Origin of the sequence: Streptomyces sp. URMC 126, assembly GCF_051386555.1 — a bacterium.
GTDB lineage: Bacteria > Actinomycetota > Actinomycetes > Streptomycetales > Streptomycetaceae > Streptomyces.
The window spans coordinates 1-13412 of record NZ_JBPQTX010000197.1; the positions used below are offsets into that span (position 1 = coordinate 1).

Below are 13412 nucleotides of genomic sequence, written 5' to 3' on the forward strand. Positions count from 1 at the left end.
GCCCCGCCCCCGTCTTCGCCGTCCCCCCGGAGCCGGCCGACGCGCCGGCCCCGCTGCCCGAGCCCGATGTGGCGGACCTGCGGCTGGAGACCGTGCTGGGCGCGCTGAGCGATCCGCTGCGGCTGCGCATCGTCCGCAAGTTGCTGCTGGAGTCCGAGGCGTTCGACCACCCGTGCGGCTGGTTCGGCCTCGACCGGCCCAAGTCCTCGCTGACCCACCACTTCAAGGCGCTGCGCGAGGCCGGCGTCACCCGGCAGCGCCAGTACGGTCTGGAGCGGCGCAGCCAGGTGCGGGTGGCGGACCTGGAGGCCCGGTTCCCCGGGCTGCTCGCGCTGGTGGCCCAGTGGACGCCCCCGTCCGGGTGACCGATGCGGGCGGCCGCGCCGGTCGTCCGGCCGGGCCGGGTTTCCCCGGCGGGCATCGGGGTCACACGCCTGGCGAACGTCGCCGGCCGTCCGGAGGGAACCGATGGACCACACGCAGGCCCCTGTCCTGGAAGCACTCGCCGCCTACCACGAGGCCGGCCGGCTGCCCTTCACCCCGCCCGGTCACAAACAGGCCAGGGGTGCCGATCCGGCCGCCCGGCGGGAGCTGGGCGACGGCGTGTTCCGCTCGGACGTCCTGGCCTCCGGCGGCCTGGACGACCGGCGCACCAGCGGACGGATCCTGGAGCGGGCGGAGGCCCTGATGGCCGACGCCGTCCACGCCGAGCACACGTTCTTCACCACCTGCGGCAGTTCGCTGTCGGTCAAGGCCGCGATGCTGGCCGTCGCCAGCCCGCACGAGGAGCTGCTGGTGGGGCGGGACGCGCACAAGTCCGTGGTCGCCGGGCTGATCCTGGCCGGCATCCACCCGGTGTGGGTGGAGCCGCAGTGGGACGCGGAGCGCCATCTCGCGCATCCGCCGTCGGCCGAGGCGTTCGAACGCGCCTTCGCGGAGCATCCGGACGCGCGCGGCGCGCTGGTCACCAGCCCGACGCCGTACGGGTCCTGCGCGGACCTGGCGGCCATCGCCGAGGTGTGCCACCGGCGGGGGCGCCCGCTGATCGTGGACGAGGCGTGGGGCGCCCACCTCCCGTTCCACCCCGACCTGCCGGCGTGGGCGATGGACGCCGGCGCCGACGTGTGCGTGACCAGCATCCACAAGATGGGCAGCGGTCTGGAGCAGGGCTCGGTGTTCCACCTCCAGGGCGACCTGATCGACCCGGCCGCCCTGAAGTCCCGCGCCGACCTGCTGGGCACCACCAGCCCGTCCGTCCTCATCCTGGCCGGGATCGACGGCTGGCGGCGGCAGATGATGCTGCACGGCCGAGAGCTGCTGGACCGCACGCTGGAACTGGCGGCTTCGGTGCGCAAGAGGATCGAGCGGATCGACGGGCTGCACGTGAACGACCGGGCCGACTTCACGGGGTCGGGCCTGGCGGCGGACCTGGACCCGCTGCCCGTGATCATCGACATGGCGGAGCTCGGCACCACGGGCTACCGGGCGGCGGACTGGCTGCGCGACCGGCACCACATCGACCTGCACCTCGTCGACCACCGGCGGATCAGCGCCCAGCTCACCCACGCCGACGACGAGAAGACGGCCCAGACCCTGCTCGACGCGCTCCGCGACCTCTCCGAGGAGGCCCCGAGGCTGCGGCCGGCGCCCGCCGTCACCGTGCCGTCGCCGGACGACCTGCGCATGGAGCAGGCCCTGCCGCCGCGGGACGCCTACTTCGGGCCCGTCGAGGACGTCGCGTACGACCGGGCCGAGGGCCGGATCGCCGCCGAGATGGTGACCCCGTACCCGCCGGGCATCCCCACGGCCCTGCCCGGCGAGCGGCTCACCGGGCCGGTCCTTGAGTACCTGCGGACCGGGGTCGAGGCGGGCATGCACCTGCCGGACGCGGCCGACCCGGAGCTGCGGACCATCCGCGTGGTGCGGGAGACGGCCGGCTCCTGAGGACCGGCGGGCCCCGCCCGCGCGCAGATCCCGGACGCCCGGCGCGCGAAGGTCCCGGACGCCGCGCGTCCGGGACCTCGGTGACGATCTCGCCGCGGGGGCGGCGGTCCGCCGCCCTCCGGATCACTTCTTCATGATGCGCCGTACGTCCTCCGCCGTCTCGCGTACGTCTCCCTTGGCCCGCTCGGTGCGGCCCTCGGCCTGCGTCCGCCGGTCGCCGGCCGCGCGCCCGGCGGCCTCCTTCAGCCGGCCCTTGGCCTGCTCGGTCTTGGCCTTCGCCTTGTCCTTGGCGCTCATCGCGCGCCTTCCTTCCGAGGAGTGTGCCACCCCCCTCACGGCCGAGTGTCGCGCGCCCGCGGGCCGCGCGCACCTCCCGTACGGCCGAACGGCTCCGGGCCGGTACCGCGGGTTTCCCCCGCGGCGCTCAGGGCACTCGGGGGTGCATGGTGCACATCGGCTACACAATGATGACCGAGCAGGCCGGGCCGAGGGAACTGGTCGAGCACGTGGTGGGCGCCGAGAAGGCGGGTTTCGACTTCTCCGTCACCTCGGACCACTTCTTCCCCTGGCTCCCCTCCCAGGGCCACTCCCCGAACGCCTGGGCGCTCTTGGGCGCCGCGGCGCAGGCGACCTCGCGGATCCCGCTGATGACGTATGTGACCTGCCCGACGACGCGGTACCACCCGGTCGTGGTGGCCCAGCAGGCGGCGACCGTGCAGTTGCTGTCGGAGGGCCGGTTCCGGCTGGGGCTGGGGTCGGGTGAGAACCTCAACGAGCACGTGGTGGGCGGCGGCTGGCCGTCGCCCGACGTCCGGCTGGAGATGCTGGAGGAGGCGACCGGCATCATCCGGGCCCTCTTCGAGGGCCGCACCCTCACCCATCACGGGCCGCATTACGACGTCGAGCACGCCAAGCTCTGGGACCTGCCGGAGACCGCGCCGCCGATCGGCATCGCGGTGTCCGGCGAACGGTCGTGCCGGCTGGCCGGGCACCTGGCCGACCTGGTCATCGCCACCGAGCCGAAGAAGGAGCTGCTGGACGCCTTCGACCGGCACGGCGGCACCGGGAAGCCGCGCGTCGGACAGCTGCCCGTCTGCTACGACACCGACCGGGACGCGGCGATCGAGCGGGCCCACGACCAGTTCCGCTGGTTCGGCCTGGGCTGGAAGGTCAACTCCGAGCTGCGGGACGACCGCGGGTTCACCGCCGCGACACAGTTCGTGACCAAGGACGACATCGCGGAGAGCATCCCCTGCGGGTCGAAGGTGGAGGACTTCGTCGAGGCGGTCCGGCCGTACGCCGAGGCCGGGTTCGAGGAGATCGCGCTGGTCCAGATCGGCGGCGGACACCAGGAGTCGTTTCTGAAATGGTCGACCGACGAACTGCTGCCCGCGCTGCGGGAACTGTGACGGCCGCCGAAACCCCGCGCACCGTGCGTACCGCCCCGGAGCCCCCCGTGGGAACGGCACGCGCCCGCCGGCCGCTGCGGCTGGTCCGGCCACCCGGGGTGTACGCGCCGCAGCACGACTCGTTCCTGCTGGCCGAGGCGCTCGAACGCGAGCCGCTGCCCGCCGGCGCCCGGGTGCTCGACGTCGGGACCGGCACCGGCGCCCTGGCCGTCAGGGCGGCCCGCCGGGGGCGCGGCGTCCGGGTGACGGCGGTCGACGCCTCGGTCCGGGCGGTGTGGACGGCGCGGGTGAACGCGCTGCTCGCCGGGTGCCGTGTGGAGGTGCTGCGGGGCGATCTGCTCGCCCCGGTCGCCGGCCGGCGCTTCGACCTCGTCCTCGCCAACCCCCCGTACGTCCCCTCCCCCGACGGCACCTTCCCGGGGCGGGGGCCCGCGCGCGCCTGGGACGCGGGCGACGACGGCCGGGCGGTCCTGGACCAGCTGTGCGCGGAGGCGCCGCCGCTGCTGCGGCCGGCCGGGGTGCTGCTGCTGGTGCAGTCGGCGCTGAGCGGGGAGGAGCGGACGCTGGAGCTGCTGCGGCGGGCCGGTATGGAGGCCGAGGTGGTGGACCGCAGGTGGGTGCCGTTCGGGCCGGTCCTGCGGGCCCGGGCCGGCTGGCTGCGGGAGCGCGGGCTGCTGGCGGCGGGGCAGGACAAGGAGGAGCTGGTGGTGATCCGTGGACGGCACACGCGCTGACCCGGGCCGGGCGGGCCGGGACGAGCCGGCGGGCGGCGTTCGCGCGCCGGCCGCCGGTGCCGGACCCGAGCGTTCCGGGCGCGCGGCGTCCGGCCCGTCGCCGTGGCCCGAACCTCCCACGTCACAGGAGGACCTGTCCCCCTCGCCGACACCGAGGCCGGCCCGCCGGGTCTCCCGCGAGCCGAACGGGCCGTTCCTCGTCGAGGGTCCGGTGGAGGTGGTGATGGAGGACGGCTCGATCGTGCGCTCCGACCGTCCGATGGTGGCCCTCTGCACCTGCCGGCGCAGCGAGGAGTTCCCCTGGTGCGACACCAGTCACCGCCGTCGGCGCAGGCCCCGGACATGACGGGGCAGGCGGGAGCGGCGGACGTGACGGGGCCGGCCGGATCGGCGGGCCTGACGAGGCGGGCTCCGGGTAACCGTTCCTCCCGCGAACCCTGCGGACAACGGAGGCTCACGATGCACTGTCCGGCCGCGCGCGGCGAACTGTCCGGCGCGCTCCTGGAACTCTTCGGCCGCGACCCGGGCGACGGCATGGACCCGCTGCCCGGCGCGCCCGCCGTGGCGGCGGCCGACCCCTACGGCGAGGACGTCCAGCTGGCCCTCCACCTCTGCTACGAGCTGCACTACCGCGGCCTGCCGGGGGTGTCCGACGCCTGGGAGTGGGACCCGCGCGTCCTGCGGCTGCGGGCGGTGCTCGAAAGCGCCTTCCTGGCGGCCCTGCGGGCCGACGCGCCGCCCGGGGAGGGCGTCGACGCCGCCCTGTCCGAGCTGGTCACGGAGCCGGCGGACGACGGTGACGCGGACGGCGCCTCGTACTTCCTGCGCGACAGCGGCGAGTGGTGGCAGCTGCGCGAGTACGCGGCCCACCGCTCCGTCTACCAGCTGAAGGAAGCCGATCCGCACGCCTGGGCCATCCCCCGCCTCACGGGCCCGGCCAAGGCCGGTCTGGTGGCGGTGGAGTACGACGAGTTCGGCGCGGGGCGCGCCGACCGGGTGCACGCGAAGCTGTTCGCGGACCTGATGCGGGACCTGGGCCTGGACGACACGTACGGCCGCTACGTGGACGCCGTGCCGGCGGCCACCCTGGCCACCGGCAACCTGATGTCGCTCTTCGGCCTGCACCGGGCCCTGCGCGGCTGCCTGGTCGGCCACTTCGCGACGCTGGAGTGCACCTCGCCGCCGGGCTCCCGGCGACTGGTCCGGGCCATGGAACGGCTGGGGGCGGGCCCCGCCGCCGTCCGTTTCTACGCCGAGCACGTGGAGGCGGACGCGGTGCACGAGCAAGTGGTGCGGCGTGACGTCGTCGGCGGACTGCTGCGGCAGGAGCCGGAGTTGGCGGTGGACGTGGAGTTCGGCGTCACCGCCACGCAGTGGATCGAGGGGCGGTTCGACCGCCACGTGCTGGAGGCGTGGCGCGCGGGCCGGTCCTCGCTGCGGCGTCCCCTGGACGGACCGGCGGAAGCGGACGTTCCGGCGGGCGCCGGCCCGGAGCGGCTGAGGGACGGCGCGCGTCTCTGACCTGGCGCCGTCGGCACCTCGCGCCCCCCTCACTCCCCCGCCCGCCGCCGCACGTCCTCCACCACCGCCCGGTCGAGCGCGGCGCGGACGAGGGCGGCGGCCAGGGCCGGGGTCTCCTCCGGGTCGACGAGCCGGGCGAGCGCGTCGGGGCGGCGCGGGAGGCCGAGGCGGGCGGCGCCCTGGAGGGCCTTGTCGTCCAGGTAGGGCAGGAGTTCCGGCCAGACGCCCTGGACCTCGCGGAGGAAGATGCTCGCGCCGGCCGGGCCCAGGCCGGGGACCTCCTGGAGGATCTCCGGGAGGCGGCCGGGGTCACCGTCGGCGGCGGCGCGCATCCGGCGGACGTCGCCGCCGTACCGGTCGAGCAGCAGTTCCGCGCCGTCGCCCAGTTGGGTGGCGGTGCGCTCGTCGTAGCGGCGGTAGCCGCCCGCGCCGAGCGCGTCGACGCGCCGCTGCCAGGTCGCGCCGGCCATCCGGCGCGGGTCCTTGAGGCCGGCGTCGGCCAGGGCGCGGGCCGTGGCCACGGCGACGGACGCCCGGATCCGGGCGCTGAGCAGGCAGGCCAGGACGAGGAGGCGGTACAGCGGCTGCGGGGTGTCCCGCAGCCGGATGCCCGCCTCCTCGGCGTAGGTGCGGCCGTGCGCGTCCAGCAGCGCCCGTACCGTGCGCCGGTCGTCGTCGGCGTGCACCGTGCGCTCCTCCGGGCTCAGTTGAGCAGGCCCGGGCGGCGCGGGAAGCGGTGCAGCGCGATCGCGGCGGCGAAGGCGTCGGCGACGTCCTCGACCGAGGCGGTGCCGTCGCCGGTGAACACGCCGTAGGAGGGCGCCGATTCGCCGAGGACGACGTCCTCGGGCAGCCGGGCCGCCGTCAGCAGGCGGGTGGCGTCGCCGAAGACCGCGAGCGGCTTGCCGTGCCGGTACGCCTCCTCGACGAACCGTACGGCCGCGGGGTCGGCGGCCAGTACCGGCACCGCCTGCGGGCCGCCCGGCACGAGCACCGCGTCGTAGAGGACGGACGCCATGGTGGGCATCGCCCGGTCGACGTCGAGGACTTCGCCCCCGGCGCCCCGGACGGAGCCGTCGCGGGCGGCGAGCACCTCCACGATCGCGCCGTGCGCGACCAGCCGGCCACGGGCGGCGGCGACCTGCCCGGCGTCCGTGCCGTCCGCCACGAGCACGGCGATCTTGCGGGTGCGGATGCCCTCGCCCATCAGGTTCTCCTGGCTGAGGGCGGGGGACGCGGCGGTGGCCGGCTTTCCGGCGTTCCCGTTCCCGGCGTTCCCGGCGGGTGCCGGCGCGGGCAGGCCGAGGCCGTCGGCCACCAGGGTGGCCAGGTCCGCGTCGACGTTGACGAGGTTCCCGACCATCCGCTCGCGCACCTCGATGGACATGACCTTGCCCAGCTCGAAGCGGAACGCCTCGACGATGTGCCGCTTCTCCCAGTCCGCCATGCTGTTCCAGAACAGCGTCGCCTGGCTGTAGTGGTCCTGGAAGCTCTCGCTGCGCACCCGGATCTTCTCGCCGTCCACCCGTTCGGCGTAGTGCCGGAAGACGCCGGCCCCGCCGCCCGCGCCCGCGTGCGCCGGGCAGCCGCCGCCGAGGGAGTTCGGGAAGTAGTTGGTCCCGGGGTGGATGACCTGCTGGCCGTAGCCGTCGCGGTGGTTGTGGTGGACGTCGGCGATCGGCCGGTTGACCGGCAGCTGGCTGAAGTTGGGGCCGCCGAGCCGGATCAGCTGGGTGTCCAGGTAGGAGAAGTTCCGGCCCTGGAGCAGCGGGTCGTTGGTGAAGTCGATGCCGGGCACGACGTTCGCCGTGTGGAAGGCGACCTGCTCGGTCTCGGCGAAGAAGTTCTGCGGGTTCCGGTTGAGCACCATGCGGCCGATCGGGCGGACCGGCACCTGCTCCTCCGGGATGATCTTCGTGGCGTCGAGGAGGTCGAAGTCGAAGTCGAACTCGTTCTCCTCGGGCACCAGCTGGACGCCGAGCTCCCACTCCGGGTACTCGCCGGCCTCGATGGAGTCCCAGAGGTCCCGGCGGTTGAAGTCGGGGTCGCGGCCCGCGATGATCTGCGTCTCGTCCCACACCAAGGAGTGGACGCCCAGCTTGGGCTTCCAGTGGAACTTCACGAACGTGCCCCGGCCGTCCGCGGTGACGAAGCGGAAGGTGTGCACGCCGAAGCCCTGCATCATCCGGTAGCTGCGCGGGATGGCCCGGTCCGACATCAGCCACATCAGCATGTGGGTGGATTCGGGCTGGAGCGAGCAGAAGTCCCAGAACGTGTCGTGGGCCGAGGCGCCGGTGGGGATTTCGTTGTGCGGCTCCATCTTCACCGCGTGCACGAAGTCCGGGAACTTGATGGCGTCCTGGATGAAGAAGACCGGCATGTTGTTGCCGACCAGGTCGTAGTTGCCCTCGCGGGTGTAGAACTTGGTGGCGAACCCGCGGACGTCCCGCACGGTGTCGGCGGAGCCGCGCGGCCCCTGCACCGTCGAGAAGCGGACGAAGACGGGCGTCCGGCGGCCGGCCTCGGCGAGGAAGTCGGCGCAGGTGTACTCGCTCAGCGACTGGTACGGCTCGAAGTAGCCGTAGGCGCCGGCGCCCCGGGCGTGCACCACGCGCTCCGGGATCCGCTCGTGGTCGAAGTGGGTGATCTTCTCCCGGTTGTGGAAGTCCTCCAGCAGTGTGGGGCCGCGGCGTCCGGCCCGCAGCGCGTTGTCGGTGTCGTCGACGCGCACGCCCTGGTCGGTGGTGAGCGCGTCGTGCGCGGGAGCGGCACGGAACCGCTCCAGCTGTCGGTCCTTGGCGTCCTGCGCCGCCGGGTCGTCGGTCCGGCCTGACTCGGGTTGAGCGGGCACGCGCACGTCCTTCCTGGTCGATGGCTCGTCGCCGCGGCCGTCGGCCGGGCCGTCCCGCGTGCCGCGGTTCCCGCCGCCGACGCGACCGCCCGGAGGGCCGGCGTCCGTACGGCGCCGATCACCTCCTCAGGCTCACCCGCCTGCCCCGGGCGGGCAAACCGAAACGGATGGGGCGGGCTGGTGCCAACGGGTGCACGCCCGCCCCGGAGCTGCCCCAAGTGGCCCAACCGGCGGGGCTGTGCGACGCTTCTTGCCGAGACGCATTCGCTACGGCGGGTCACGGCCGCGAGCCCCGGGTGAACCCCCGGGCCGGGTGACCGCCCCCCCGCCGGCCCCTTCCGCGGCCGGCCGCAGAGCAGAAGCAGAACTCCATTCCGCGTCGTCCCCGGGCCCCGGTCACCGGACGGTCCGATGCCGCGGCAGCCCTCCCGAGCGGGACGACGTCGACCGGTCCCGTACCGGAGGGCCGTACCGCACCGGGATCCGGTGCCCGTACGCGAAGGAGTGAGATCATGGACGAACGACGCTGGACCCGTGCGGTGATCACCGGAGGAGCGGGTTTCGTCGGATCCCACCTGTGCGAACGGCTGCTGGCCGAGGGCACCGAGGTGTGCTGCGTGGACAACCTCGCCACGGGATCGCGCGACAACATCGCCCATCTGGAAGGGGATCCGCGGTTCTCCTTCGTCCGCGCCGACGTGTCGGACCCGGCCGCCCTGGCCGCCGTCCCCGGCCCGGTGGACCTGGTCCTGCACCTCGCGTGTCCGGCCTCGCCCGTCGACTACCTGCGGCTGCCGATCCAGACGATGGAGGTGGGCAGCAACGGCACCCGGGCGGCCCTGGAGCTCGCCCGCCGCAACGCCGCCCGCTTCCTGCTGACCTCCACCTCCGAGGTGTACGGCGACCCGCTCGAACACCCCCAGCGCGAGGACTACTGGGGCAACGTCAACCCGATCGGCCCGCGCAGCGTCTACGACGAGTCCAAGCGCTACGCCGAGGCCCTGGTCGCCGCCTACCGGCGCACCCACGGCACGGACACCGCCATCGTCCGCCTCTTCAACACCTACGGCCCCCGGATGCGGGCCGACGACGGGCGGGCGGTGCCCAACTTCATCCGGCAGGCGCTGGACGGGGAGCCGCTGACGGTGGCGGGCGACGGCAGCCAGACGCGGTCCCTGACCTATATCGACGACACGGTGGACGGCATCCTGGCGCTCGCCGCCCGCGGCCACCCGGGCCCGGTCAACATCGGCGGCACGGACGAGACCACCGTCCTCGAACTCGCGCGCTTCATCGTGGACTTGACAGGCTCCGCCTCGGTGATCGAGTTCGTCGACCGGCCGGTCGACGACCCCGGCAAGCGCCGTCCCGACACCACGCTGGCCCGCCGCCTCCTCGGCTGGTCGCCCCGCGTGGACTGCGCGGAGGGCCTGAAGCGGACCGTGGAGTGGTTCGCGCGGACGGCCCCCTCGGCCCCCTCCACGTAACCCCCCGGCCCCCGCGAAGTCCCGGCGTCCGGACCCCGACGAGAGACGGAGCACGGCATGCGCATCCTCGGTATCAACGCCCTCTTCCACGACCCGGCCGCGGCGCTGGTCGCCGACGGGCGGATCGTCGCCGCCGCCGAGGAGGAGCGGTTCTCCCGGCGCAAGCACGGCAAGCGGCCGGTGCCGTTCGCGGCCTGGGAACTGCCGGTGCTCTCCGCCCGGTGGTGCCTGGAGCACGCCGGGCTGAGCCCCGGCGACCTGGACGCCGTCGCCTACTCCTACGACCCGGCGCTCGCCCTGCCCGCCGCCGAGCTGGGCCTGGACGACCCGTGGGACCACCTGCGGCAGACCTACGCCCGCGAGGCGCCGAACTTCCTCGCCGACGCCCTGCCCGGCCTGGACCCGGCGCGCGTCCGGTTCGTCGCCCACCACGTGGCGCACGCCGCGTCCGCCGGGCTCGCGGCGCCGCACGCCGACAGCGCGGTCCTCGTCCTCGACGGGCGCGGCGAGTGTGCCTCCCACCTGGCCGGCCGCTACACCGGCGGCGACCTGGAGGTGCTGGCCGCCCAGCGGCTGCCGCAGTCCCTGGGCCTGGTCTACGAGGAGCTCACCGAGCACCTGGGCTTCCTGCGCAGCAGCGACGAGTACAAGGTGATGGCCCTCGCGGCGTACGGGAAGCCGCGCTTCCTGACGGAGGTGCGGAAGTACCTGCACGCCACGGAGGACGGCGGGTTCCGGGCGAGCGCGGTGCCGTGGGCGGCGCTCACCGAGCCGCGCGCGCCCGGCCAGGAGTGGACGCAGGACCACGCCGACCTCGCCGCCAGTACCCAGCAGTGCCTGGAGGAGCTGCTCCTGGACCTGGCGCGCTGGCTGCACGGCCGCACCGGCGCCGAGTCGCTCGCCATGGCCGGCGGCGTGGCCCTCAACTGCGTCGCCAACTCCCGGATCGCCGTGGAGGGCCCGTTCCGCCGGGTGTGGGTGCAGCCCGCCGCCGGCGACGCGGGCACCGCGCTGGGCGCCGCGCTCCAGCTCGCGGCGGACGGCGGCGCGCCCACCGCGCCCATGGACGGCGCCGACCTGGGCCGCGGCTGGTCCGACGAGGAGCTGCGCGAGTGGCTGGAGCGGGCCCGGGTGCCGTACGAGCGTCCGCCGGACATCGCGGCGGCGGTGGCCGAGACGCTGGCCGCGGACGGGATCGTCGCCTGGTTCCAGGGCCGCAGCGAGTACGGCCCCCGGGCGCTCGGCCACCGGTCCCTGATGGCCCACCCGGGCCGGGCCGAGAACCTGGAGCGGCTCAACCACGTCAAGGGGCGCGAGGAGTTCCGGCCGGTGGCGCCGATGGTCCTCGCCGACCGGGCCGCAGAGATCTTCGAAGGGCCGCTGCCCAGCCCGTACATGCTGTTCGTGCACGGCGTGGCCCGGCCGTGGCGGGACCGCATCCCGGCGGTCGTGCACGTGGACGGCACGGCCCGCATCCAGACCGTGGAACCGCGGCGGGAGCCGCTGGTGGCCCGCATGCTCGCCGAGTTCGAGCGGCGGACCGGACTGCCCGTCGTCGTCAACACCAGCCTGAACACGGCCGGCCGGCCGATGGTCGACGACCCGCGCGACGCGCTGGAGTGCTTCGGCTCGGCGCCCGTGGACCTGCTCGCCATCGGGCCGTACGCGGTCCGGCGCGGCGGGGCGTACGCCGGAGGGAGGGCGTCGGCATGAACTCCGCACCCGGAACCGCGAGTTCCTTCTCCTACGCGGTGGTGATCCCCACCCTCGGGCGGCCCTGCCTCGCCGACTGCCTCGACGCGCTGGCGTCGTCGGCCGGCCCCGAGCCCCGCGAGGTGGTCGTCGTCGACGACCGCCGGGGCCCGCGGCACGCCCGGCCGCCGCTGCCGCTGGCGGCCCTCGGGACGCTGCGACCCCGCGCGTCGGTGCTGAGCGCCGGCGGCCGGGGGCCGGCCGCCGCCCGCAACACCGGCCTGCGGGCGGTGGACAGCCCCTGGGTGGTCTTCCTCGACGACGACGTCCAGGTGGGGCCCGCGTGGCGCGACGACCTGGCGGGCGACCTGCTGCGGGCCGGTCCCGACGTGGCCGGCGTGCAGGGCGTCATCGAGGTGCCGCTGCCGTCCGGGCGGCGCCCCACCGACTGGGAGCGCAACACCGCCGGACTGGCGGACGCCCGGTGGGCCACGGCCGACATGGCGTACCGCACCGCCGTCCTGGACGCGGTGGGCGGCTTCGACGAGCGCTTCCCGCGCGCCTTCCGGGAGGACGCCGACCTGGCGCTGCGCGTCCTGGCGACCGGCCGGCGGCTGGAGCGCGGCACCCGGACCACCCGGCACCCGGTACGGCCGGCGGGCCCCTGGGTGTCCGTGCGCACCCAGGCGGGCAACGCCGACGACGCGCTGATGCTGCGGCTGCACGGCTCCGACTGGTGGGAGCGTGCGGGCGCGCCGCGCGGACGACTGCGCGGGCACGCGGTGGTGACGGCGGCCGGGACGCTGGCGGCGGCGCTCGCCCTGTCCGGCCACCCGGGCGCGGGCGCGGCGGCGGCCGTCGGCTGGGCGCTGGGCACGGCCGAGTTCGCCTGGGCGCGGATCGCGCCGGGCCCCCGGACCGCGCCCGAGGTGGCGGCGATGCTGGCGACCAGCGCGGTCATCCCGCCGCTGGCGGTCTGCCACCGGCTGCGCGGCACCTGGCGGCACCGGGGCGTCCGGCCGGTGCCGCGGGCGGCGCACGGCCCGCGCGTCGTCCCCGTGACGGTACGGACCGCCCCGCGCAAGGGGGTGCGGCCGTGACGGCCCGCCGGCTCCCGGCCGCCGTGCTGTTCGACCGGGACGGCACGCTGGTCCGCGACGTGCCCTACAACGGCGACCCGGCCCGGGTGGTCCCGGCCCCGGGCGCCCGGCAGGCGGTGTCCCTGCTGCGGCGGCTGGGCGTGCCCCTCGGGGTGATCAGCAACCAGTCGGGGGTGGCCCGCGGTCTGCTGACGCTCTCCCAGGTGGACCGGGTGAACGCGCGGGTGGAGCGGCTGCTGGGCCGGTTCGACGTGTGGGCGGTCTGCCCGCACGGCCCGCACGACGGCTGTCCGTGCCGCAAGCCCGCCCCGGGGCTGGTCCTCACGGCCGCCCGCGCGCTGGGCGTCGACCCCGAGGACTGCGTCGTCATCGGCGACATCGGCAGCGACATGGAGGCCGCGGCGGCGGCCGGCGCCTCCGGCGTCCTCGTCCCGACCCGGGCGACGCGGCTGGAGGAGGTGGCGCGGGCCGGGTGCTGGGCCCCGGACCTGCCGTCGGCGGTACGCGGCGTGCTGGCGCGCGGCGCGGGCGCGGCGGGGGGCGGCTTCGCCGACCCGACGGGTCGGCGCCCGAGCGGAGCCCGGCCGGCGGGCGCCGCGCGTCGCCGGCCCGGCGACGCGGGCCCGGCCGCCCACGGCCCGAACGGCGCGCCCCCGGCCGGCCGGGCCCGCGTC

General features: G+C 75.5%; 13 protein-coding genes. 10 read left to right on the top strand and 3 right to left on the bottom strand.

Annotated elements, in window-relative coordinates; all coding sequences use genetic code 11:
* The coding region (locus ACSNOK_RS22120) for an ArsR/SmtB family transcription factor (protein WP_436782482.1) at positions 1-365 on the top strand (365 nt) is incomplete at its 5' end.
* A gap of 103 nt (positions 366-468) precedes the next feature.
* The gene (locus ACSNOK_RS22125) at positions 469-1944 is read left to right on the top strand and encodes an aminotransferase class I/II-fold pyridoxal phosphate-dependent enzyme (protein ID WP_436782483.1); all 1476 of its coding nucleotides are present in this window, start codon (positions 469-471) and stop codon (positions 1942-1944) included.
* Between the two features lie 123 nt (positions 1945-2067).
* Here the strand turns inward: ACSNOK_RS22125 and ACSNOK_RS22130 are convergent, their stop codons facing one another.
* On the bottom strand, positions 2068-2241 hold the full coding sequence (locus ACSNOK_RS22130) for a CsbD family protein (protein ID WP_436782484.1): 174 nt from the start codon (positions 2239-2241) through the stop codon (positions 2068-2070).
* A gap of 146 nt (positions 2242-2387) precedes the next feature.
* Here ACSNOK_RS22130 and ACSNOK_RS22135 point away from each other — a divergent pair, with 146 nt between their 5' ends.
* The 4 genes from ACSNOK_RS22135 to ACSNOK_RS22150 all read left to right on the top strand — a co-directional run bounded on the left by ACSNOK_RS22135 (position 2388) and on the right by ACSNOK_RS22150 (position 5608).
* Positions 2388-3353 carry an LLM class F420-dependent oxidoreductase gene (locus tag ACSNOK_RS22135; RefSeq protein WP_436782485.1) on the top strand — a complete coding sequence of 322 codons (966 nt, stop codon included), beginning with the start codon at positions 2388-2390 and terminating at the stop codon, positions 3351-3353.
* Positions 3354-3400: 47 nt separating this feature from the next.
* The gene (locus ACSNOK_RS22140; protein WP_436782486.1) at positions 3401-4087 is read left to right on the top strand and encodes a HemK2/MTQ2 family protein methyltransferase; all 687 of its coding nucleotides are present in this window, start codon (positions 3401-3403) and stop codon (positions 4085-4087) included.
* A gap of 133 nt (positions 4088-4220) precedes the next feature.
* Entirely contained in the window at positions 4221-4433 is a 213-nt protein-coding gene (locus ACSNOK_RS22145) for a CDGSH iron-sulfur domain-containing protein (protein WP_436782494.1), read from the top strand.
* Between the two features lie 113 nt (positions 4434-4546).
* Positions 4547-5608, top strand: coding sequence for an iron-containing redox enzyme family protein (locus tag ACSNOK_RS22150; protein ID WP_436782487.1), 1062 nt, complete (start codon positions 4547-4549; stop codon positions 5606-5608).
* A gap of 29 nt (positions 5609-5637) precedes the next feature.
* On the opposite strand, the gene ACSNOK_RS22155 is transcribed toward ACSNOK_RS22150, so the two are convergent.
* Together ACSNOK_RS22155 and ACSNOK_RS22160 are read right to left on the bottom strand one after the other, a co-directional pair.
* Entirely contained in the window at positions 5638-6294 is a 657-nt protein-coding gene (locus tag ACSNOK_RS22155) for an endonuclease (RefSeq protein WP_436782488.1), read from the bottom strand.
* Positions 6295-6311: 17 nt separating this feature from the next.
* Positions 6312-8459 carry a catalase gene (locus ACSNOK_RS22160; RefSeq protein ID WP_436782489.1) on the bottom strand — a complete coding sequence of 716 codons (2148 nt, stop codon included), beginning with the start codon at positions 8457-8459 and terminating at the stop codon, positions 6312-6314.
* A 512-nt stretch (positions 8460-8971) separates the two neighbouring features.
* Between ACSNOK_RS22160 and ACSNOK_RS22165 the strand changes: the two genes are divergently transcribed.
* From ACSNOK_RS22165 to ACSNOK_RS22180, 4 genes are all read left to right on the top strand, one after another.
* A complete protein-coding gene (locus tag ACSNOK_RS22165; RefSeq protein ID WP_436782490.1) occupies positions 8972-9946 on the top strand; it encodes a UDP-glucuronic acid decarboxylase family protein in 975 nt (324 codons plus the stop codon).
* A gap of 57 nt (positions 9947-10003) precedes the next feature.
* The gene (locus ACSNOK_RS22170) at positions 10004-11659 is read left to right on the top strand and encodes a carbamoyltransferase family protein (protein WP_436782491.1); all 1656 of its coding nucleotides are present in this window, start codon (positions 10004-10006) and stop codon (positions 11657-11659) included.
* Positions 11656-12738: a glycosyltransferase family 2 protein gene (locus ACSNOK_RS22175; protein ID WP_436782492.1), complete on the top strand. Its 1083-nt coding sequence runs from the start codon at positions 11656-11658 to the stop codon at positions 12736-12738. The genes ACSNOK_RS22170 and ACSNOK_RS22175 overlap by 4 nt, the downstream gene beginning before the upstream one ends.
* On the top strand, positions 12735-13412 hold a 678-nt coding region (locus tag ACSNOK_RS22180), incomplete at its 3' end, for a D-glycero-alpha-D-manno-heptose-1,7-bisphosphate 7-phosphatase (protein ID WP_436782493.1). The genes ACSNOK_RS22175 and ACSNOK_RS22180, both read left to right, overlap by 4 nt.